Source organism: Paenarthrobacter sp. NPDC057981, assembly GCF_042886835.1.
GTDB lineage: Bacteria > Actinomycetota > Actinomycetes > Actinomycetales > Micrococcaceae > Arthrobacter.
On the sequence record NZ_JBHVQI010000015.1, the window covers coordinates 65,480 to 84,347 of the forward strand.

Below are 18,868 nucleotides of genomic sequence, written 5' to 3' on the forward strand. Positions count from 1 at the left end.
TCGGGGTGGTAGGTGTACGGGTGCCCAAGCAGGGAGGTTCGCTCTGCGCGCGGTGTGAACGCGCCCGGGATCCTTGAGCATTTTGCCAGCCGAATCTGGACAGTTGCTGGGTTAAGGCTGAAGGTGCTGGGACAGGGCTAAGGACGCGAACCTACCCTTGAGCTTATCCGCCCAACGCGATGGCCGCGATCGCGGCTGCGCCCAGTCCCAGGACGGCCAGCGTGCTTGCCAGAATCAGCCTCGCCGAGGACGCTGCGATCCCGGCCTGCAGCTGCCTCGACCGGACCCAGACAACGGAAGCGAGAACAACCGTGGCTGCGGCGGCCATGAGGGCGCAGATTCCTTGATAGTCGAGCCCCGGCAGGCCGTTGATGGTACTGACCGACGATGGCTCGGATGTCAGCCAGCTGCGCCAAATGAACAGATCCACCACCACCAGGGAGATCAAGGTTCTGCGCCACGCCAGAGTGGTTCGTTCCGGCTGCAGCCCGGGATCCCGGGCGGCTTCCGGACCAGGGCTGGTCACAGGTCTTTCCCGCTCACCGGGCCACCAGGATCAGCACCGCGAAGGCGAAAGCCGCCACAGCCACAACGATGGTCATGAACAACATCACGCGGGAGAACGGCAGGGCCTCGTCGTTGCGCATGGCTGCTTCCATACGTCCCCATCTGCGGTAGGACAGGGCCGCAAGGCCGGCCCCCACGAGGGCGAGCAACACGCACAAAACCAGGCGGACCGGCGTCGGAGCGATATTCGGCGCCAACTGATCGACGGCGACCGCGCCGGCAAGCAAGGCAAGCGAGGTGCGGATCCAGGCCAGGAAGGTACGTTCGTTGGCCAGCGAAAACCGGTAGTCAGGAGTCTTGCCCGTTTGTCGCCAAGCAGGTTCACGCACGATGTCTCTCCAGGTTTCTCAGCGACGGACAGCTTCCCCACCATATCAGCGGGGGCGTCCTGGGCACGGTAAGTTACTGGCATGAGTGCTGAAGCTACCTCCCCTGCCGCGCCTTCCTTCACCTCCCGCGTCTACGGCTCCCTGCTGGGTGGCGCCCTGGGCGATTCCCTGGGTTATGCCGTGGAGTTCGACTCCATTGCCGCAATCCGCGCGCACTACGGATCAGAGGGTCTGACCTCATTTGGACAGCTCGACGGCGACAGCCACTTTTCGGACGATACCCAGATGACGCTCTATACGGTGGATGGCCTGGTGGAGGCGCTTGAATGGGCAAACGACGGAGTAGCCGCCGATGAAACCGCCTGCCTCTGGCTCGCCTACCTGCGGTGGCTTGCTACGCAGGACGCGGAAGTTTCCTCCGCTGCGCCCGTCCCGCAGCCCCGGTGGATCGACGCCCAGGACGTACTCCGGCACCGGCGGGCACCAGGCAATGCCTGCCTGAGCGGGCTCGCTTCGGGCGAGATGGGAACAGTGGCGCGTCCGGTCAACCCCGACTCCAAAGGGTGCGGCACGGTCATGCGCTCAGCGCCGTTCGGACTGATCCCCCACATTTCACCGGATGCGGTCTACAAGCTCAGCTCGGATGCGGCTTCACTGACGCACGGTCATCCCTCGGCGCGACTGAGCGCCGCGGCATTCAGCCTGCTGATCCACAACATCGTCGCGGGAAGGAGCATCCGCGAGGCAGCGCAGGAGGCGCTGGCCTACATCGAAGGTGCCGCCACGCAGGCGCCCGAACTTCGTGAGCGGTTGCAGGTGGCTTTGCAGTTGTCACTTCAGCCCGCCCGGCTGGACCCCGAGGAACTCATCACGACGCTGGGTGAAGGGTGGGTAGCCGAAGAAGCCCTCGCCGTCGCCCTTTACGCTGTCCTGTCCACCACGGACGCTGACCCTGCGGAGCATTTCCGCAGGGCGATTGCAGTTGCCATCAACCACAGCGGTGACAGCGACTCCACCGGATCCATCGCCGGAAACATCCTGGGAGCCTACTACGGTGAGGAGTGCCTTCCCACGGACTGGCTCGCCGCGCTGGAAGCACCCGACGTGATCCGCGGTATGGCGGACCGGCTGATTGCCGTCACTGCGGGCTGAGGGTCCCTACGAGCGGCGAAGCGTGATGTTGTTGCAGGCCTCGCAGATGTCCTCGGGAATCAGTCCGCGTCGTTGCAGGAGGCCAAAGATCGCGCAGCCAAGGCAGTAGCCGACGAAAGACTCCAGCGATGCAGCGACGATCAGCAAGGCCAGCACAGCCCAGGCAGCCGGCTGGAAGCCGGTGAAATACAGCACGACGGCGGCGCTCGTCATTGCGGCCCCCATCCCTTGGGCGAAACGCTTGGGAGGACCGGCAACGAGCTTGACGTGTCCAATGCGGGGCGCCAGGACTTTGACCGACAGCAGGGCAAACGGCGAAATGCGCGGACCAAACAGCACGCGGAGCCAGAATCCAACCGCCAGGACCACCAGGCCCCAACCCCAGCCCGTCAGAAGGGTCGCGACAGCCAGCAGCACCACCAGGCCGGCCGTGATACGGGCGGCATACTCGTTGACGGGGTTGGGGAACGCGAAGACAGCCCGCCAATCAATCCCGCTATTCACGCGCGCCCCCGTCTGGCGCACTGGCGTTACAGGAAGGGTTGGCTTTGTCATGCCCCTAGGCTAGGAGCGTCGCCCCGGCTGCCGAAAGCATTGTTGCGGACTATGACCCCAACGCTCTCCCACTTCCCCCGTCCTTTCCCCCAACCGTCAATCACATCCCACCCGCTTGAACCAAGCGCTCGCTCAGCCGGCCGGTAGCAGATCTGCCAACCTTCGATCCGGTATCGCGCCGCCTCCTGACGTTCCCACCCAACCCGGGGGATGTGACGGAGCGTTCCGGGGCGCCCCTAAGCGCCGCCGACCATTTGCAGGAACTCGCCCTCTGACACCACTTCGATCTGCTGGCCCTTGGCGTGCAGCTCCAGAACGCGCTTTGCTTTGCCTGTGAGCCGTCCGGCGCGAAGGTCGCCTGCGACGAATCCGTCGCCAACGATCAAAACAGTGGTCCGTGCCGTAACGCGGCTTTCGGGACGGGCTCCCATGTCAGCGGCCCGCGATTTCGCCTCAGGCCGGGTGATGGCGAGATCGCCCGTGAACACTACAGTCTGTCCAAAGAGCGGATGTCCGGGCTCGGCAGCCGGGTTCGGCAAGGGGTTGGGGCCTTCTTCGGGCCACGCCGACCAGCCCGGGGCTTCCGCAATCCGTGCAGAGCCCGTTGTGAACGCGCTGCCGGTCCGGGCAGCGAGGGCGGACATGGTGGCCTTCGACAACCCGTGAGCGGGATCAAATGCCGGCTGATTGGGCAGGCTCAGGCCTAGGGACAGATAGAGTTCGGCGATGCTGTTGGCGTTGTTCCGCCGAGCGATGTCCACCAGGATTCCGGCACAGGCACGGGCATCCTCCGCCGCATCGTGGTGGTTCACCAGCGGCACGCCCGCTTCCTCGGCGGCATAAGGTAGCGAGTTGGACACCAGCGAATAGCAGCGCCGGGACAACATCACGGTACAGACGTAGTCATAGGCCGGACCGGGAAGCCCTGAGACTTCCAAACCGGACCTGATGACGCCAAGATCAAACGCGGCGTTGTGTGCTGCGAGGATGTCGTCGCCGATGAAGGCGCCGATTTCCGGGAAAATCTCCCCAAACCGGGGCTGTCCAGCGACGTCCTCAGCCCGGATCCCGTGAATGCGGGTGTTGTGGAACTCAAAGTGATCGTGGTTCTTCGGCGGACGCATAAGCCACGAGGCTTCCTCCACGACGACTCCCCCGCGGACCTTGCTCAGCCCCACGGAGCACGGGGAGCCCCTGAAGCCGTTGGCTGTTTCAAAGTCGATCGCCGTAAAGTCCAATGCCACTGCACAAGATTACAGCCGGGAAGGGCCGCGCCTGGCCGATTTCGACGGCGGGGCGGCCCTTCCGGCCTGCATTGTGGGCAACGCTACATTTCCGATATCACGGCGTTGCCCGTCGCAACGTTGCATAGGAGCCGGCCGCGAGCACCACGCAGAGCAAAGCCATCCACCCGCTGATGCTGAGGGGCGTTTGCAGGGCGGCCCAGCTTCCCACCGCACCCCACCAGTCCAGCAGCGTCACCAAGGCAGCAAGACCAATCAGGACAATGCCTGTTCCGAGGGTCGAGACCAACGTTCCGCTGGTGCCCCAGCGCTTGAAGATCGTGGCGAACCAGAATCCGATGATGAACATGAACATCATCACCACGAAGAAGAATGAAGCAGTCGAATACCACGGGCCATCCGTTACCCAGGGGACCTTGAAGTAGTAGCCGTATACGCCCCAACCGTTAGTGGCTCCTTCGATTGCACCGCCCAGCAAATAGAGCGCCGTCATGCCCAGGGCAATCAGGGAGAACAGTCCCAGCGTGCCAAGGTAGAAGGCTTTGCGGCTGATGCTCAGGCCCTGCGAAAACGGGAATACCAGAGTCATGCTTTGGATTCCCAGAATCAGGAAGTACCACATGGGCGCCTGGCTTCCGCCGCCATATTTGCCCTCGTTGACGGGGATGAGCGCGAAAATCGCGAGCGACATCAGGAAGGATGCCGCCAGGATGGTCAAAGGCCACCCGATATAAGTCCACTTGTTGATCAGTTGCATCCGGGCAACTGCTACCGTTCTGCTCATCGCCTTGCCTCCATCGTGTCATCGGCGACGTCCGCACTGCCAGTTCCAATGGCGCCCGACCCGGCCATGGTCTTGCGGACCACCAACTGCTGAAGGGACACGGGCGACAATTCGAGTCCCAGCTCCTGGGCCTCGGACCGCTCCCTGCCGGTGAGTACCTCGTCCACCGTCACCGAGGCCAGCGAACCAAGCGTTTCCCGATGCAGGATCCTGCGGCCCGCCAGGAAGGTGTCCACCTTGTCGGCGGAACCGGAAACGGTTACCGCCGAACCCCGGATGTCCTCCGCATCCGCGTCCATGATGATCCGGCCGCGATCAATGACCACCACGTGCTCCAGAAGGTTGGCAACCTCATCGATCAGGTGCGAGGAGAGGATGATGGTTCGCGGGTGCTCGGCATAGTCCTCCACAAGACGGTCGTAGAACAGCTGGCGGGCCACGGCGTCGAGACCCAGATACGGCTCATCGAAGAACGTCAGTTCCGCCCGTGACGCGAGGCCGATGATGACTCCGACGGCGGACAACTGGCCTCGGGAGAGTTTCTTGATCCGTCGTTTGACGGGAAGCTGGAAGTCTCCTGCCAGCCGGTCCGCGAACCCTTGGTCCCAGTTCTTGTAAAAGAGCGCGGCGGACCGGAAGGCGTGCTGCGGCTGGAAGTCATCCGGATACTTCTGGGATTCACGGATGAAACACATCCGGGACAGCACCGACTCATTCTCGTAGGCGCTGGCACCGAAGACGAGGGCCTCGCCCGAGCAGGCGAAAGCTTGCGCGGTGAGGATGGACATCAATGTCGTCTTGCCTGCGCCGTTACGTCCAAGCAGGCCGTAGATGCGGTTGGCCGACAGGCTCAGGTTGACGTTGTCCAGCGCGGTGAGGTCTTTGTAATGCTTGAACAGGGTACGGGCCTCGACGATGGTGTCGTTCACAGGGCCGCGCTCCTTTCCTTGTCTGTTCCGGACTCCGGCGCGAGTGCGGAACTGCGTTCGATCATGGTGTTCAGCTGCTCCGCCGAGATACCCAGCTTCCGGGCCTCCAGAGTCAGCGGCTTGACATACTGTTCGAAGAATTCCTCGGTGCGGCGCGCGATGACCTGGGCGCGGGCCCCTGTGGCGACGAACATGCCTATCCCCCTGCGTTTGTAGAGAATTCCTGAATCCACCAGCACGTTGACGCCCTTGGCGGCAGTTGCCGGGTTGATGCGATGGAAGGCTGCGAACTCGTTAGTGGAAGGAACTTGCGACTCTTCGGCCATGGTGCCCTCGACTATTCCGTTCTCTATGAGTTCAGCGATCTGCATGAAGATCGGCTTGCTGTCATCGATCATGAGCACCACCGCCTTATTGGTTCATTACTCATGTAACTAACCATATAACCTCTATTACTTCAGTCAAGAGCCCGGCATAGGATTTACGACGGCGGCGGTCCAGTAGGCTTGTTGGGTGATCTTTTCTGCGATGAGCGACCTTGCCGTATCCACTTTCGGCGGCGCAGGCCCCGTGCAGCCGGCCATGGCGTCGTTCCTGCCGGACTGGCTGAACCCCGATGTCTTCCTCCGCGACTCACCGCTGGGACCGTGGGTGGTCCTCCTGGTGTGCGCCATCGTCTTCGCAGAGACCGGGTTGCTGGTGGGGTTCTTCCTGCCTGGCGACTCGATGCTCTTTACTGCCGGGCTGCTGGTCTCCACGGGGGCCATTGAGTTCAACTTGTGGGCCATGTGCGGCCTGATCATCGTCGCGGCCATCCTGGGTAACCAGACCGGCTACCTTATCGGGTCCAAGGCCGGACCTGCGATCTTCAACAAGCCCGATTCCCGCCTCTTCAAGCGGGAAAACGTCGAAAGCGCGCACGCCTTCTTCGAGAAGCATGGCGGCAAGGCGCTGATCCTGGCGCGCTTCGTTCCGATTATCCGCACGTTCGTGCCGGTGATCGTCGGTGTTGCACAGATGGACAAGCGCAAGTTCTTCCTCTACAACGTCATCGGCGCTGTCCTGTGGGGCGGCGGCGTCACCCTTCTGGGTGCCTGGCTCGGCCAGTTTGAGTGGGTGGGCAAGAACATCGACATCATCTTCATCGTGATCGTCCTGATCTCCGTCATTCCGATTCTGGTCGAGGTCGCCCGAGGTTTCGTGGCGAAGCGGAAGGCCGCAGCCGAAGGCACCGACCCTGTGGAGGAATTCATCGACGAACACGAAACCGGAAAACACGGAGAACGCTAGGAAGTACCGAAGCTAAAAGGCACCCCCGCTGTGCGGGGGTGCCTTTTCCTTTGTCGTTGCCTGCCGGGCTAGGACTGACCTGAACCGTTCCCGGATAGCGCCGAAACGATGGCCGGGAGCAAAGCCCTGAACGCTTGTCCGCGGTGGCTGATGGCGTTCTTCTCCTCGGAACTCAACTCCGCACAGCTGCGGTCCATCCCAGCCGGCTGCAGCACGGGGTCGTAGCCGAAACCACCTTCACCCCGGGGCTCACGCAGAAGCGTTCCTTCAAGTTGGCCGTACTCCACGGTCTCGTGGGCAACGCCATCAGGTCCCGGTACCGCCAAGGCCGCGGCACACACGAAGGCTGCCCCGCGGAAGCCGTCCGGCACATCGGAAAGCTGGGCCAGCAGCAGGTTCAGGTTTGCTTCGTCGTCGCCATGCCGGCCGGACCAGCGGGCTGAGAAAATACCCGGTGCGCCGCCCAGAACATCCACCGCCAGCCCGGAATCGTCGGCAATGGCCAACAAGCCGGTCGCCTCTGCTACGGCGCGTGCTTTGAGGAGCGAGTTCTCGGCAAACGTGACTCCGGTTTCCGCAACGTCCGGGGCACCCGCCGCAGCGGCGTCAACCACTTGGGTGTCGACGTCGAGACCTGGCACCTGCCCACGCAGCAGTTCGCGGAGCTCCTTCAATTTGCCCTTGTTGTGGGTAGCGAGAACCAGCAGTGGCGCACCAGCTACGGTTTCGGCGCTCACGGGGCTTCCGCCAGCGTTTCGCGCTGGATGGCAGCGAGCTGGGTGGTGCCCAGGAGGGCGAGGTCCAGCAGGGCGTTCAGTTCGTCACGGTCGAAGGGTGCGCCTTCAGCTGTGCCCTGTACCTCAACAAACTTGCCCGAGCCTGTCACCACGACGTTCATGTCTGTCTCCGCCCGGACGTCTTCGACGTACGGCAGGTCAAGCATCGGAACGCCATCAATGATTCCCACGGAGACTGCCGCAATGGTGTCAACCAGGGGCTCGGCGTTGCGGGCGATGAGCTTGTTCTCGCGGGCAAAGCGGATGGCCTCGGCCAGGGCCACGTAGGCACCGGTAATGGCAGCGGTGCGCGTACCGCCGTCGGCCTGGAGGACATCGCAGTCCAGGACGATGGTGTTCTCGCCGAGCGCTTTGGTGTCGATGATCGAGCGGAGGGAACGGCCGATGAGGCGCGAAATTTCGTGGGTGCGTCCGCCGATCTTGCCCTTCACGGACTCACGGTCCGAGCGGGTGTTCGTCGCGCGGGGAAGCATCGCGTACTCGGCAGTTACCCAGCCGCGGCCCTCGCCCTTGAGCCAGCGGGGCACACCCTCAGTCAGGGAAGCGGTGCACAGAACCCTGGTGTTTCCGAACTCGATCAATGCCGAGCCCTCTGCCTGCTTGGACCAGCCACGGGTGATGCTGATGGGTCGCAGTTGCTCGGGGGTCCGGCCGTCGGCGCGGATGACGGGTGTTGCTGTAGCTTCAGAAGTCATGCTCCAAGCTTAGCGACGATGGCCACCAAGCCCGTGCCGGAGTCCGTTAGATGGTGTAGTGAACTCCCGCTACAGCTACTGCAACGTCCCCCGTGAAAACGGGCTTGGCCTCGGACATCACTTTCGTCTGGGAAGTCCAGACGGGGATGTGGGTCAGCAGCAGCCGCTTGGCGCCGGCGTTCACTGCTGCCTCCGCGGCGCGCTTGCCGGTAAGGTGAACGTCCTTGATGGCGTCATCGCGGCCTTCCTCGAAGGCCGCTTCGCAGAGGAAAAGGTCTGCCCCCTGTGCGGCGTCTTCCAAGCCCTGGCAGGAATCGGTGTCCCCGGAATATGTCAGCACCCGGGTTACCGGCGTACCGTCTTTGCCCGGCTCGGTCGCGGTGACGCGCAAGGCGTAGCACTCCTCCACCGGATGGTTGACGCCATAAGGGGTAACGGTGAACGGTCCCACTGTCACGGGCTTCTGTTCCGCCCAGTTGGTGAAGTCGAACTCCTCATGCATCCCTGGGTCCAGGTCCAGCCCGTAGGCGGTGGCCATGCGGTCCGCAGTGGCTGCGGGACCCCACACCGGAATCCGGTCGCGTCCCCAGCCGCCAGGCTTCCACCGCACAGCTACGTGGAGGCCACAGAGATCCATGCAGTGGTCCGGGTGCAGGTGGGTGAGGAAAATCGCGTCGATGTCCTCAAGATCCGTATACCGCTGGATCGCGCCCAGGGCGCCGCTTCCAAGGTCCATGACGATCTTCCACTCGCGTTCGCCGTCATGGGCTGTCACCAGATAGCACGACGCCGGCGAACCCGGCCCCGGGAATGAACCCGTACACCCCACGATGGTCAGCTTCACAAGCCACGCCCCAAGGCGGCTTCGGCGGGGTTGACGAAGTAGGAGCGACGCGCCAGGCCTGCCCCTGATTTTGCTGCTTCGAGCATTTCGGGGGTGATCCGTGCGAGGCTTCCGGTTGGATACTGCGCTGCCACATGGTCCACGTGCTTCACGGACAGCACTTCAGGTCCCAGGAACCGGCGGGCCAGCGTTTCGAACTGGGCGGCATCACCTGTGGCGATGAATTCGTGGCTGGGAGCAGATGCGCCGGTCCGCTGGATGCCGTGGGTGGCCAGCGCCCGGTAGACGTCCTTGGCTGTTTCTTCGGCGCTGGAGACCAGAGTGACATCTTCACCCATGACGAAGGAAATAACGCCGGTCAGCAGTGGATAGTGCGTGCATCCAAGGACAACGGTGTCCACACCGGCCTCCTTGAGCGGGGCCAAGTACTCGTTGGCGGCTGCCAAAAGTTCAGGGCCGGTGGTAACGCCGGCTTCGACGAAACTGACGAACGCAGGGCAGGCAACGGACGTGATGGTGAGGTCCGGGGCTGCGGCAAAGGTGTCTTCGTAGGCCCGTGAACCCACCGTGGCAGAGGTTCCAATGACCCCGATCCTGCCGGACCGCGTCGCGGAAACGGCACGTCGGACAGCGGGTTGAATGACCTCGATCACCGGTATCCCGTACCTGGCTGTGTATCTTTCCCGGGCGTCGCGGAGCACAGCAGCCGACGCCGAGTTGCAGGCTATGGTCAGCAGCTTGACGCCGGAGTCCACCAGTTCGTCCATCACGCCGAGGGCATTGGCGCGCACTTCGGCGATGGGGAGGGGACCGTACGGGCCGTTGGCGGTGTCGCCTACATACAGGATCGACTCGTTGGGTAGTTGGTCGATGATGGCCCGCGCCACTGTCAATCCGCCTACGCCGGAGTCGAAAATACCGATCGGGCGCGTTCCCACGATCTCCCCCGTGCTGATGGGGGCGCCACTGCCCGGAGCGCCGCTTGGTGAACCCGATGCTGATGTCATGATTATTCGAGAATAAGGCTTCCCAGGGGGTGCGGCCATCAGGTGTGTCCTCCGCCTCGTGTCTTATGTGTCACAGGGGCGGGGCGGCACAGGGCCTCCACGATCAGGATTTCGCCTGTCGGGCAGAGATCATTGCCTGGACCAGGGACTCCTGAAGCCACGTGGTGAAGTTGTAGACCAACGCCAAATAGCTCTCCACGTCTTCGGCCTGGCTCCAGTCCTGCATGCTGTGAATGTGCTCGGCATCCGCCTCATCCCGGATGTCCAAGCGTTCCGCGAGAACCAACCTGACATCATTGAGCGCCATGGACCAGCGCGCAGCCTCTTCCGGTGTCAGGACCAGATCCTGCCTGTCCAAGCCCAATGCCGTGGCCCGCAGCGCCCCGATCTTGTTCTCCCGGACAGAGCGTTCGGTGAGCTGCCGGAACTCGAGCGAGCCGCCGTCGTCGTCCTTCAAAACGTTCGGCAACAACCGCAGCAGGGCCCGGTCGCTTGGCTGCTTGACGTCCATATCCAAGCCGATGAGGGCCGCCAGGGGGTCTTCATCTTCCCGGACTTCGGGGTCGAGCATCGAGATGACGTCATCCAGCAAACCGCGCAGGAGGTCACGCTCGGCCGGCTCAAGGAACCCCGTAATGCCTTTGAGTCCGTATTTGAATGCCTTAGCCACGCTGGCGGCCGCCCTTTCCGGGTGTTTCGTTGCCGCTTGCGGCCTTCTCCACAGTGGCCCACAGGCCAAAACCGTGCATGGCCACAGCGTGCTGCTCCACTTGTTCCTTGCTTCCGAACGCCACGACGGAACGGCCTTTCTTGTGGACCTCCATCATCAACTTGTGTGCCTTCGACTCCGAATAGCCGAAATAGCTCTGGAAAACGTAGCTCACATAGCTCATCAGGTTGACGGGATCGTTCCAGATCACCAGGTTCCAAGGGACATCGGGGGCTGTCAGGACATCGGTGGACGTCTGCTCTGCAGCTTCCGTCCGCTCGTCGATGTCCGTGCCAAACGCAACGCTAGGGCTCATCTGTCCATTCTATGGCGGCTCGCACTAGAGTGAATTCGTGAGTAGAGCCGCGTCGTGGGACCATCCCGCAACTTCCTTGTACACAGACCACTACGAACTGACCATGCTGCAGGCAGCCCTGCACTCGGGCGCCGCGCACCGGCGTTCGGTGTTTGAAGCCTTCGCCCGCCGGCTCCCGGACGGACGCCGGTACGGAGTGGTGGGCGGCACGGGACGCCTGCTTGAAGGTATCGCGGACTTCAGGTTTGGTGACGCCGAACTCGCCTTCCTGGAACAGAACAAGGTGGTCAACAGGGAAACGCTGGACTACCTGGCGGACTACAAGTTCAGCGGCGACATCTGGGGCTACGCAGAAGGGGATGCCTACTTCCCCAACTCCCCCATCCTGATTGTTGAGTCGACGTTCGCTGAGGCCTGCATCCTTGAGACGTTCATCCTCTCTGTCCTCAATCACGACAGCGCCATAGCTTCGGCAGCGTCCCGCATGACCTCGGCGGCCGGAAGCCGTCCTTGCATCGAGATGGGCTCCCGGCGCACCCAGGAGGAATCGGCGACGGCGGCAGCACGCGCCGCTGTCATCGCCGGCTTTGCCAGCACCTCCAACCTTGAGGCCGGCCGGCGCTACGGGATCAAGACGGTCGGCACAGCGGCACACTCCTTCACCCTTCTGCACGACACCGAACGTGAAGCCTTCGAAGCCCAGATCGCAGCCTTCGGCCCTGGGACTTCCCTGTTGGTGGACACCTACGACGTCGAAACGGCGGTGCGGACCGCCGTCGAACTCGCCGGAGACAAACTCGGCGCCGTACGCCTGGACTCCGGCGACCTCGTGGCGCAGGCCCAATGGGTCCGCCAGCTGCTCGATGACCTTGGCAACGTCAACACCCGCATCGTGGTGACATCTGACCTTGACGAGTTCGCCATCGCAGCCCTGCAGTCCGCGCCCGTGGATTCCTACGGGGTGGGGACATCGCTGGTCACAGGCTCGGGGGCCCCAACAGCCAGCATGGTCTACAAGCTCGTCAGCCGCACCAACGACGCCGGCGAATTCATTTCCGTCGCCAAGGCAGCCAAGAACAAAGCAAGTGTTGGTGGCCGCAAGTATGCCCTGCGCAAGCTCAATGAGCGCGGCCGGGCCACCCACGAAGTGGTGGGCATCGGACACCGCCCCGAGGATGACGGCAATGACCGCCCCCTGCTCCACCAGTTCGTCAAGAACGGCGAGGTCCTGCCGGGGTGGACGGGCCCTGAAGGTGTTGTCCGGGCGAAGGAACGCCACGCGGCAACCATGGCCGAGCTACCCCCTGTTGTGAACCGTTTGCAGCGCGGCGAGGCCGCCATCCCCACCGTTTACGAGGAGAACTGATGTCCAGGGCCCTGATCATCGTTGATGTCCAGAACGATTTCTGCGAGGGCGGCACCTTGGCGGTCCAGGGAGGTGCCGATGTTGCCGGCGCCATCACCGAATACGTTGATGCCAACCAGCAGCATTTCGACCACATCGTGGCAACACAGGATTGGCACATTGAGCCGGGCGACCATTTCTCAGACAACCCGGACATGGTGGATTCATGGCCACCGCACTGCCGGGCACGCACCAAAGGTGCCGAGCTTCATGAGGACCTGGACCCCGAGTACATCCAGGCCTACTTCCGCAAGGGACAGTACACGGCTGCCTACTCGGGTTTCGAAGGCGTCCTTGCGCCGGAAGACGATGTTCCTTCAGGAGACCTGAAAGCCGGCGCCACGGTAGCCGAAGTGATCGATGAGGACGCGATTGGACTCGACGACTGGCTCCAGAGCCATGATGTCGAAGATGTGGTGATCGTAGGCATTGCCACCGACTACTGCGTCAAGGCCACCGCATTGGATGCCGTCCAGGCCGGGTACAACACCACCGTGATTGCCGATCTCACGGCCGGGATCTCCGAGGACCTCAGCGACGTCTTCGAGGACTTGGAAGCCGCCGGCGTCGAGGTCGACCACGGCTGAGCCACAAGGCACACAAGGCCACAGGGCGCCGCAACTGCGGCGCCCTGTGGCGTATGAGCTGACATCCGAGCCGGCTACTTCCGGCCGATGAACCAATCCTGGAGCTTCCGGAGGCGTGCCTGCAGTTGCTCCTCATTGGCCTGGGCCACGGCTGGACCACCGCAGACCTCGCGCAGCTTGGTGTGGACCACCCCGTGCGGAGTTCCTGTACGGGCAGCCCACGCGGCAACGTTCTTGGCGAGCTCGTTGCGCAGATCCATGAGCATGCGGTGGTCCGGAACTGCAGGAGACGCCGCGGCGGCCAAGGGCGATTGGCGTTTCTTGCGGGACTGCTGCTCGTGTTGTCGCTGCCGGAGCAGTGTACCCACCTGCTCGGCATCCAGAAGGCCGGGAATGCCAAGGAAGTCCAGTTCCTCGTCCGAGCCGATGTCAGCCCCGGTACCGAACTCACCGCCGTCGAACAGGACACGGTCAAAGGAGGCCTGGGAGTCCAACGCCTCGAACTTGCCCTTGGTGAGCTCGTCAGAAGCTTTGTCTTCCCGGTTGGCCTCGGCCATCAGGTTTTCCTCCGGGCTGAACAGCCCGTCGTCGTCCTTTTCCGGGCGGTCCAGCGCGTGGTCGCGTTCGGCTTCCATGGTGTTGGCGAGGATCATCAACGGCGGTACCGACGGCAGGAAGACCGACGCCGTTTCTCCCCTTTTGCGCGCACGGACAAAACGGCCTACAGCCTGGGCAAAGAACAAGGGAGTGGAGGTGGACGTGGCATAGACACCCACCGACAGGCGGGGAACGTCGACACCTTCGGACACCATGCGCACGGCCACCATCCAGCGCTTGTCCCCTGCCGAGAACTCCTCGATTTTGCTGGAGGCTTTTGAGTCGTCGGAGAGAATCACCGTGGGCGACTGGCCTGTGATTTTCTTCAACTGGCCGGCGTAAGCACGCGCGTCATCGTGGTCGGTAGCGATCACCAGGCCACCGGCGTCCGGAACCGTCCGACGCACCTCGCTGAGGCGCTTGTCCGCAGCTGCCAGAACCGCTGGGATCCACTCGCCGGTGGGATTGAGCGCCGTCCGCCAAGCCTGGGAGGTGATGTCCTTGGTCACGGCGGCTTCGCCCAGGGAGGCCGCCATTTCGTCACCTGCACTGGTGCGCCACCGCATCTGGCCGGAGTACGCCATGAACAGCACAGGCCGGACTACATGGTCCCGCAGCGCGTTGCCATAGCCGTAGGTGTAGTCGGCCTTGGACCTGCGGATCCCGTCCCGGTCCTCAGCGTATTCAACAAACGGGATGGGCGAAGTGTCCGAGCGGAACGGCGTTCCTGTCAGGGAGAGGCGGCGGGCAGCAGGATCAAAAGCCTCGCGCAGCCCATCACCCCAGGACAGCGCTTCACCGCCGTGGTGGATCTCGTCAAGGATCACCAGGGTCCGGGCCGCTTCGGTCTTGGCCCGGTGCAGCATCGGCTTGCTGGCCACCTGAGCGTAGGTGACAGCGACGCCGACGAAGCCTCTGCCGTGCTGGCCGTCGGAGTTCTTGAAGTTGGGATCGATGGCGATCCCTACCCTGGCCGCGGCGTCAGCCCACTGCCTTTTGAGGTGGTCGGTTGGTGCCACGATGGTGACGCGGTTGACCACCCCGCTGTCCAGCAGCGTGGTGGCAATACGCAGGGCGAAGGTGGTCTTACCGGCGCCGGGCGTTGCCACAGCGAGGAAGTCCTTCGGGTTGCGGGTCATGTAGAGGTCAAGTGCCTCCTGCTGCCAGGCACGCAGCTTGGGGGCCGTACCCCAGGCAGCGCGTTCCGGGTATGCGGGAGGCAGGGAGGGACCACCGAAAAGTGTTTCTGTCATGCTGACTCCCCCGGCCTGATGGCAGTTGCAGTTACGGCACTGTCTTCGGGCACGCCAAAGCGGACCGCACAGCGGTGTCGTTCAGAAGGGGCCTGTGTTCTCTTCCCACCCACTACTTGGAGTTGCCCGGACCGTCGCCGTTTCCACCGTCGTTGCCGGGGCGGAGGCCCTCATAGATCTCTTTGCACTCCGGGCAGACCGGGAACTTCTGGGGATCCCGGCCCGGGGTCCAGACTTTTCCGCACAAAGCAATGACGGGTTCGCCGGTCATTGCCGATTCCATGATCTTTTCCTTGCGGACGTAGTGCGCAAACCGCTCACGGTCGCCGGGTTCCACTTCCTGGCGTGTTTCTTCACGCTCGATGGTGGAGGTGGACGTTCCGGCTCCGGAAAGTTCGCGCATGGGGTCGTTTTCGAATGGATCCGGAGGAAGCGTAGTCATGCCAAACATCTTACCGTCTACAGACCCTGCCACTTCGGCTTGTTGTCGTAGGTGTGCCGGTAGTAGTCGGCCAGCTTCAGCGACGACGCGGCGGCTTCATCCACCAGGATGGTGGCGTGGGGGTGCATCTGGAGGATGGACGCGGCGCAGATGGCCGCCACGGGCCCTTCCACGAAGTCCCGGACCGCCTGGGCCTTCTGGGCTCCCGTCGCCACAAGCACCACATGCTTTGCATCCATGATGGTACCCAGCCCCTGGGTCACCACATGGTGCGGAACGTCGTCAATGCTGTCAAAGAAGCGTGCGTTGTCCTTGCGGGTTTGCTCAATCAGGGTTTTGATCCGCGTCCGGGAAGCCAGCGAGGAACCCGGTTCGTTGAAACCGATGTGCCCATCCGTTCCCACGCCCAGGATCTGGAGGTCCACGCCGCCAACGGCCTTGATGGCGTCCTCGTAGGCCTGGCACGCTGCTTCGAGGTCGTCAGCAGCGCCGTCCGGACCATGGACATTTTCGGGCTTGATGTTGACCCGGTTGGTGAATTCCCGTCGGATGACTTCGCGGTAGGACTCCGGGTGCCCGGCCTCCAAGCCAACGTACTCATCCAGGGCGAAGCCGTGGGCCTGGCTGAAGTCCAGGTCCCCGGCTTCGTAGCGGCTCGCCAATTCATCGTAGATGGGCAGGGGTGAAGAGCCCGTGGCGAGGCCCAGCACAGCATTCGGCTTGCGCCGCACCAATGCCTCGATGGCATCGGCAGCCAGCGCACCAATCTGCTTGGTGCCAGGGAGAATGACAACTTCCATCGTCACGGCCTTTCTTTCTGAGGATCATCTACTGTCACAGAGGTTATCCCATGTCCCACCTATAGGGCCACGGTAATCACACTTGTTACGGGACTAGCGGTTGACACTGAGCTGGGCGAACATCTCCGGGCCACGCGCGTCCAGCCACTTACCCCCAAGTCGAACGCCGACGATAAAGAGGATCCCGCCAAGCAGTGGACCGACCACCAGGTTGATCCATCCTGCTTCCGGACCGCCGCTAACGGCCTGGACAACCATCAAAGCAAGTTCCGGAACCAACAGCAGAGCCAGCACCACCATTCCGACTCCCTGCACGGCGAGCGTTTGGGCTACGTTTCCCGGTGGCTTCTTGAACGGGCTGTCGCCGGGCAGCGGTACGGCAATGTTATACCGGGCCGAGATCACAGAGGACAGGCCCAGTCCGGTGAAGAGAGTTCCGAGAGACAAGCCCAAAAGATTGGGAAGCCACTGCCATTCCCCGGTGAGGAACAACGGCGCCACAGTGAAGACCAGGACCACGGGAAGCGATATCGCCAGGCAGGCCAAGGCGCGCCCCAAGCGGTCATCCACACCCCGGACACCGGCGGCCAGGTGGAGCGCAAAGGCTGTGTTGTCGTAGGAAACATCGGCACAGATGGACCACGCCATAACGAATGCGGTGAGCGGCCCCAGGATCATGAAGAGCCCGTGGCTGCCACTTTGTGAACTGCCGAAGAAGAAGAGCACAGGGAACAGTGGGACGATGACCAAGGACGCTGCATAGCGCGGATCCTTCATCCAGTAGACCAGCGCCCGAGCCATGACGGCTCCGGCCGGCGTCCCGGGAAGGCGGCCAAAAAGGCCAAGCTTTCCGCCCTTCCTCGCCGAGGCGCCGGAATAAGTGGGCGTCACCAAGGCGCGCCGCAGGAGTAGGTGCCAGCACAACAGCAGCGCACCAATCGTAGCTGCCGCAATCAGGAACTTCAGACCGGCGGCGGCTGCCTGGCCAGATTCCAGGTCCCCACCCAGCGACCACGCCGCTCCGAGGGGCGTCCAGGACAAAGTACGTGCCAGCCCGGGAAGGTAGTCGGCGCTGTTGCGGACCCCCTCCACGATCCCCATCATGATGGGCCCCAGCAGGACCAGGGGGATGAAGACAACGATGCTGCTTACATCCTTGAACCGCCGGGACGCGGCAAGGCCGGCAGTCGCCGTCGTGACAACCTTGGACAACACGACGCAGGTCAGCGTCCCCAGGACGGCACCGAGCAATGCGCCAAGAGCCGACGGAACACTCCGCCACCAAGTGCCAACGGTTCCCAAGGCCGCAATCAGCGTCGCAAGGCCGGGAATTCCGATCAGCCCGGCAAGCGCCAGACCAGCGAGCAGTTGCTTCGGCGGGATCGCGAACGTGGTGAAACGTGCAGGATCCAGCGTCATGTCCGCCGCCGAAGCTACCAGGGGGATGACCGCCCACCCCAGAACAGTGGCCACTCCACCCAATACCACCACGGTGTGGGAGATCTCGGGATCTGCCCACCGCAGTGCTATGAGGCCTCCAACAAGGAGGACCAGCATTCCCAGGGCGTAGAGCAATCCCAACGCCATGCCAACCAATTGCCACGGACTGCGCTTGAAGCCGTTAAGAAGCAGCTGCCACTTCAGGCCTAGAAGGTGCGCAACCATTCCAGCCCCTCCGTCCGGTGTCCGCCGCCCACCAACTGCACGAAGCGCTCTTCGAGGGTGGAACCGTTGCGTACCTCGTCCACAGAGCCCGCTGCCAGGACCCGGCCGCCGGCAACGACAGCTACGTGGCTGCACATGCGCTGTACGAGATCCATGACGTGGCTGGAAACAATAACCGTTCCTCCGGATGCCACATAGCTCTCCAGGATGCCCCGGATATTTGCTGCCGATACCGGGTCCACCGACTCAAAAGGCTCATCCAGGACAAGGAGCCGGGGCGCATGGATCAGGGCAGATGCCAAGGCTATTTTCTTGGTCATGCCGGCCGAATAGTCGACCACCAGGGATCCGGCATCACCTTCGAGGTCAAGGGCGGCCAGCAGCTCCGACACCCGCGTACCTACAACATCCCTGTCCATGCCGCGCAACAGGCCGGAGTAGGTGACCAGTTGCTCGCCCGTCAGCCGGTCGAACAGGCGGACGCCATCGGGCAGCACGCCCATGAGTTTCTTGGCCGCCAGCGGCTGTGCCCAGACGTCGACTCCATGGACCACGGCGGTTCCGAAGTCAGGACGCAGCAGGCCGGTCGCCATGGACAGCGTTGTAGTCTTGCCGGCACCGTTGGGTCCCACCATCCCGTAAAAGGAGCCGGCAGGTACTTCCAGGTTGATTCCGTCGACCGCGATCTTGTCGCCAAAACGCTTTGCCAGGCCCCGGATGGACAGCGCAGACAAGGGGGCTTCTGCCGGGGGTGCCGGCTGCGGTGCCTCTTGCGGTGTTTGGCTGGCACCCGTAGCGGTCGACGGCGGGGACTCGGACGCCGGGGCAGGGGTGGATAAGGGCAAGGATTCATGGCGTGGTTCCGTCATGGAACCAGCCTAGCCTCGCGGGCGCGGGCTGG

The 18,868-nt window shown here is 63.1% G+C and carries 22 protein-coding genes; 4 read left to right on the forward strand and 18 right to left on the reverse strand.

The features are described from left to right. Window positions 1-163 precede the first annotated feature (163 nt). Window positions 164-526 (reverse strand): DUF202 domain-containing protein, encoded by a 363-nt coding sequence (locus ACFVSI_RS14435; protein WP_387824811.1) that lies wholly within the window; start codon window positions 524-526, stop codon window positions 164-166. Window positions 527-539: 13 nt separating this feature from the next. Further along, window positions 540-896 carry a YidH family protein gene (locus tag ACFVSI_RS14440; protein WP_186313527.1) on the reverse strand — a complete coding sequence of 119 codons (357 nt, stop codon included), beginning with the start codon at window positions 894-896 and terminating at the stop codon, window positions 540-542. A gap of 81 nt (window positions 897-977) precedes the next feature. Between ACFVSI_RS14440 and ACFVSI_RS14445 the strand changes: the two genes are divergently transcribed. Next, window positions 978-2,048: an ADP-ribosylglycohydrolase family protein gene (locus ACFVSI_RS14445; RefSeq protein ID WP_387824814.1), complete on the forward strand. Its 1,071-nt coding sequence runs from the start codon at window positions 978-980 to the stop codon at window positions 2,046-2,048. 6 nt (window positions 2,049-2,054) lie between these two features. On the opposite strand, the gene ACFVSI_RS14450 is transcribed toward ACFVSI_RS14445, so the two are convergent. From ACFVSI_RS14450 to ACFVSI_RS14470, 5 genes are all read right to left on the reverse strand, one after another. Continuing rightward, entirely contained in the window at window positions 2,055-2,603 is a 549-nt protein-coding gene (locus ACFVSI_RS14450; protein ID WP_387824817.1) for a DUF4395 domain-containing protein, read from the reverse strand. A 236-nt stretch (window positions 2,604-2,839) separates the two neighbouring features. Beyond that, window positions 2,840-3,847, reverse strand: coding sequence for an exonuclease domain-containing protein (locus ACFVSI_RS14455; protein WP_387824820.1), 1,008 nt, complete (start codon window positions 3,845-3,847; stop codon window positions 2,840-2,842). Window positions 3,848-3,944: 97 nt separating this feature from the next. Continuing rightward, window positions 3,945-4,631: a hypothetical protein gene (locus ACFVSI_RS14460; RefSeq protein ID WP_387824823.1), complete on the reverse strand. Its 687-nt coding sequence runs from the start codon at window positions 4,629-4,631 to the stop codon at window positions 3,945-3,947. Then, window positions 4,628-5,560 carry an ATP-binding cassette domain-containing protein gene (locus ACFVSI_RS14465; protein WP_387824826.1) on the reverse strand — a complete coding sequence of 311 codons (933 nt, stop codon included), beginning with the start codon at window positions 5,558-5,560 and terminating at the stop codon, window positions 4,628-4,630. Before ACFVSI_RS14465 ends, ACFVSI_RS14460 begins: the two co-directional genes overlap by 4 nt. Further along, entirely contained in the window at window positions 5,557-5,958 is a 402-nt protein-coding gene (locus ACFVSI_RS14470; RefSeq protein WP_387824829.1) for a GntR family transcriptional regulator, read from the reverse strand. Before ACFVSI_RS14470 ends, ACFVSI_RS14465 begins: the two co-directional genes overlap by 4 nt. Window positions 5,959-6,088: 130 nt before the next feature. On the opposite strand from ACFVSI_RS14470, the gene ACFVSI_RS14475 reads away from it, so the two are divergent. After that, window positions 6,089-6,850, forward strand: coding sequence for a DedA family protein (locus ACFVSI_RS14475; protein WP_387824928.1), 762 nt, complete (start codon window positions 6,089-6,091; stop codon window positions 6,848-6,850). A gap of 68 nt (window positions 6,851-6,918) precedes the next feature. Here the strand turns inward: ACFVSI_RS14475 and rdgB are convergent, their stop codons facing one another. From rdgB to clpS, 6 genes are all read right to left on the reverse strand, one after another. Beyond that, complete coding sequence (rdgB, locus tag ACFVSI_RS14480; RefSeq protein WP_387824833.1) at window positions 6,919-7,587, reverse strand: RdgB/HAM1 family non-canonical purine NTP pyrophosphatase; 669 nt, start codon at window positions 7,585-7,587, stop codon at window positions 6,919-6,921. Beyond that, complete coding sequence (gene rph, locus ACFVSI_RS14485) at window positions 7,584-8,342, reverse strand: ribonuclease PH (RefSeq protein ID WP_144659893.1); 759 nt, start codon at window positions 8,340-8,342, stop codon at window positions 7,584-7,586. The genes rdgB and rph overlap by 4 nt, the downstream gene beginning before the upstream one ends. Window positions 8,343-8,388: 46 nt before the next feature. Beyond that, window positions 8,389-9,186: an MBL fold metallo-hydrolase gene (locus tag ACFVSI_RS14490; protein WP_387824836.1), complete on the reverse strand. Its 798-nt coding sequence runs from the start codon at window positions 9,184-9,186 to the stop codon at window positions 8,389-8,391. Continuing rightward, a complete protein-coding gene (gene murI / locus ACFVSI_RS14495; RefSeq protein ID WP_387824839.1) occupies window positions 9,183-10,232 on the reverse strand; it encodes a glutamate racemase in 1,050 nt (349 codons plus the stop codon). The genes ACFVSI_RS14490 and murI overlap by 4 nt, the downstream gene beginning before the upstream one ends. Window positions 10,233-10,296: 64 nt before the next feature. Beyond that, a complete protein-coding gene (locus ACFVSI_RS14500; RefSeq protein ID WP_387824842.1) occupies window positions 10,297-10,863 on the reverse strand; it encodes a DUF2017 domain-containing protein in 567 nt (188 codons plus the stop codon). Beyond that, a complete protein-coding gene (gene clpS / locus ACFVSI_RS14505; RefSeq protein WP_387824845.1) occupies window positions 10,856-11,218 on the reverse strand; it encodes an ATP-dependent Clp protease adapter ClpS in 363 nt (120 codons plus the stop codon). The genes ACFVSI_RS14500 and clpS overlap by 8 nt, the downstream gene beginning before the upstream one ends. A gap of 37 nt (window positions 11,219-11,255) precedes the next feature. On the opposite strand from clpS, the gene ACFVSI_RS14510 reads away from it, so the two are divergent. Further along, the gene (locus tag ACFVSI_RS14510) at window positions 11,256-12,584 is read left to right on the forward strand and encodes a nicotinate phosphoribosyltransferase (protein ID WP_144659889.1); all 1,329 of its coding nucleotides are present in this window, start codon (window positions 11,256-11,258) and stop codon (window positions 12,582-12,584) included. Then, the gene (locus ACFVSI_RS14515) at window positions 12,584-13,210 is read left to right on the forward strand and encodes an isochorismatase family protein (protein ID WP_387824849.1); all 627 of its coding nucleotides are present in this window, start codon (window positions 12,584-12,586) and stop codon (window positions 13,208-13,210) included. The genes ACFVSI_RS14510 and ACFVSI_RS14515 overlap by 1 nt, the downstream gene beginning before the upstream one ends. Before the next feature lie 74 nt (window positions 13,211-13,284). Here ACFVSI_RS14515 and ACFVSI_RS14520 read toward each other — a convergent pair whose 3' ends face one another. The 5 genes from ACFVSI_RS14520 to ACFVSI_RS14540 all read right to left on the reverse strand — a co-directional run bounded on the left by ACFVSI_RS14520 (window position 13,285) and on the right by ACFVSI_RS14540 (window position 18,836). Further along, window positions 13,285-15,060 carry a DEAD/DEAH box helicase gene (locus ACFVSI_RS14520; protein ID WP_387824852.1) on the reverse strand — a complete coding sequence of 592 codons (1,776 nt, stop codon included), beginning with the start codon at window positions 15,058-15,060 and terminating at the stop codon, window positions 13,285-13,287. Window positions 15,061-15,172: 112 nt separating this feature from the next. Continuing rightward, the gene (locus ACFVSI_RS14525) at window positions 15,173-15,511 is read right to left on the reverse strand and encodes a DUF3039 domain-containing protein (protein WP_144659886.1); all 339 of its coding nucleotides are present in this window, start codon (window positions 15,509-15,511) and stop codon (window positions 15,173-15,175) included. Window positions 15,512-15,519: 8 nt separating this feature from the next. Continuing rightward, window positions 15,520-16,302, reverse strand: coding sequence for a glucosamine-6-phosphate deaminase (gene nagB / locus ACFVSI_RS14530; protein ID WP_387824931.1), 783 nt, complete (start codon window positions 16,300-16,302; stop codon window positions 15,520-15,522). 93 nt (window positions 16,303-16,395) lie between these two features. Beyond that, window positions 16,396-17,967 carry a transporter gene (locus ACFVSI_RS14535; RefSeq protein WP_387824856.1) on the reverse strand — a complete coding sequence of 524 codons (1,572 nt, stop codon included), beginning with the start codon at window positions 17,965-17,967 and terminating at the stop codon, window positions 16,396-16,398. Continuing rightward, window positions 17,949-18,836, reverse strand: a complete 888-nt coding sequence (locus ACFVSI_RS14540) for an ABC transporter ATP-binding protein (protein WP_387824859.1) — start codon at window positions 18,834-18,836, stop codon at window positions 17,949-17,951. The genes ACFVSI_RS14535 and ACFVSI_RS14540 overlap by 19 nt, the downstream gene beginning before the upstream one ends. Window positions 18,837-18,868: the final 32 nt, after the last annotated feature.

Bases quoted from the DNA above. Each gene is read 5' to 3' on its own strand.
- ACFVSI_RS14445 (WP_387824814.1), top strand. From the start codon at position 978: ATGAGTGCTGAAGCTACCTCCCCTGCCGCGCCTTCCTTCACCTCCCGC.
- ACFVSI_RS14450 (WP_387824817.1), bottom strand. From the start codon at position 2,603: ATGACAAAGCCAACCCTTCCTGTAACGCCAGTGCGCCAGACGGGGGCG.
- ACFVSI_RS14460 (WP_387824823.1), bottom strand. From the start codon at position 4,631: ATGAGCAGAACGGTAGCAGTTGCCCGGATGCAACTGATCAACAAGTGG.
- ACFVSI_RS14470 (WP_387824829.1), bottom strand. From the start codon at position 5,958: ATGATCGATGACAGCAAGCCGATCTTCATGCAGATCGCTGAACTCATA.
- ACFVSI_RS14475 (WP_387824928.1), top strand. From the start codon at position 6,089: ATGAGCGACCTTGCCGTATCCACTTTCGGCGGCGCAGGCCCCGTGCAG.
- rph (WP_144659893.1), bottom strand. From the start codon at position 8,342: ATGACTTCTGAAGCTACAGCAACACCCGTCATCCGCGCCGACGGCCGG.
- murI (WP_387824839.1), bottom strand. From the start codon at position 10,232: ATGGCCGCACCCCCTGGGAAGCCTTATTCTCGAATAATCATGACATCA.
- clpS (WP_387824845.1), bottom strand. From the start codon at position 11,218: ATGAGCCCTAGCGTTGCGTTTGGCACGGACATCGACGAGCGGACGGAA.
- ACFVSI_RS14515 (WP_387824849.1), top strand. From the start codon at position 12,584: ATGTCCAGGGCCCTGATCATCGTTGATGTCCAGAACGATTTCTGCGAG.
- ACFVSI_RS14520 (WP_387824852.1), bottom strand. From the start codon at position 15,060: ATGACAGAAACACTTTTCGGTGGTCCCTCCCTGCCTCCCGCATACCCG.
- ACFVSI_RS14525 (WP_144659886.1), bottom strand. From the start codon at position 15,511: ATGTTTGGCATGACTACGCTTCCTCCGGATCCATTCGAAAACGACCCC.
- nagB (WP_387824931.1), bottom strand. From the start codon at position 16,302: ATGGAAGTTGTCATTCTCCCTGGCACCAAGCAGATTGGTGCGCTGGCT.
- ACFVSI_RS14535 (WP_387824856.1), bottom strand. From the start codon at position 17,967: ATGGTTGCGCACCTTCTAGGCCTGAAGTGGCAGCTGCTTCTTAACGGC.
- ACFVSI_RS14540 (WP_387824859.1), bottom strand. From the start codon at position 18,836: ATGACGGAACCACGCCATGAATCCTTGCCCTTATCCACCCCTGCCCCG.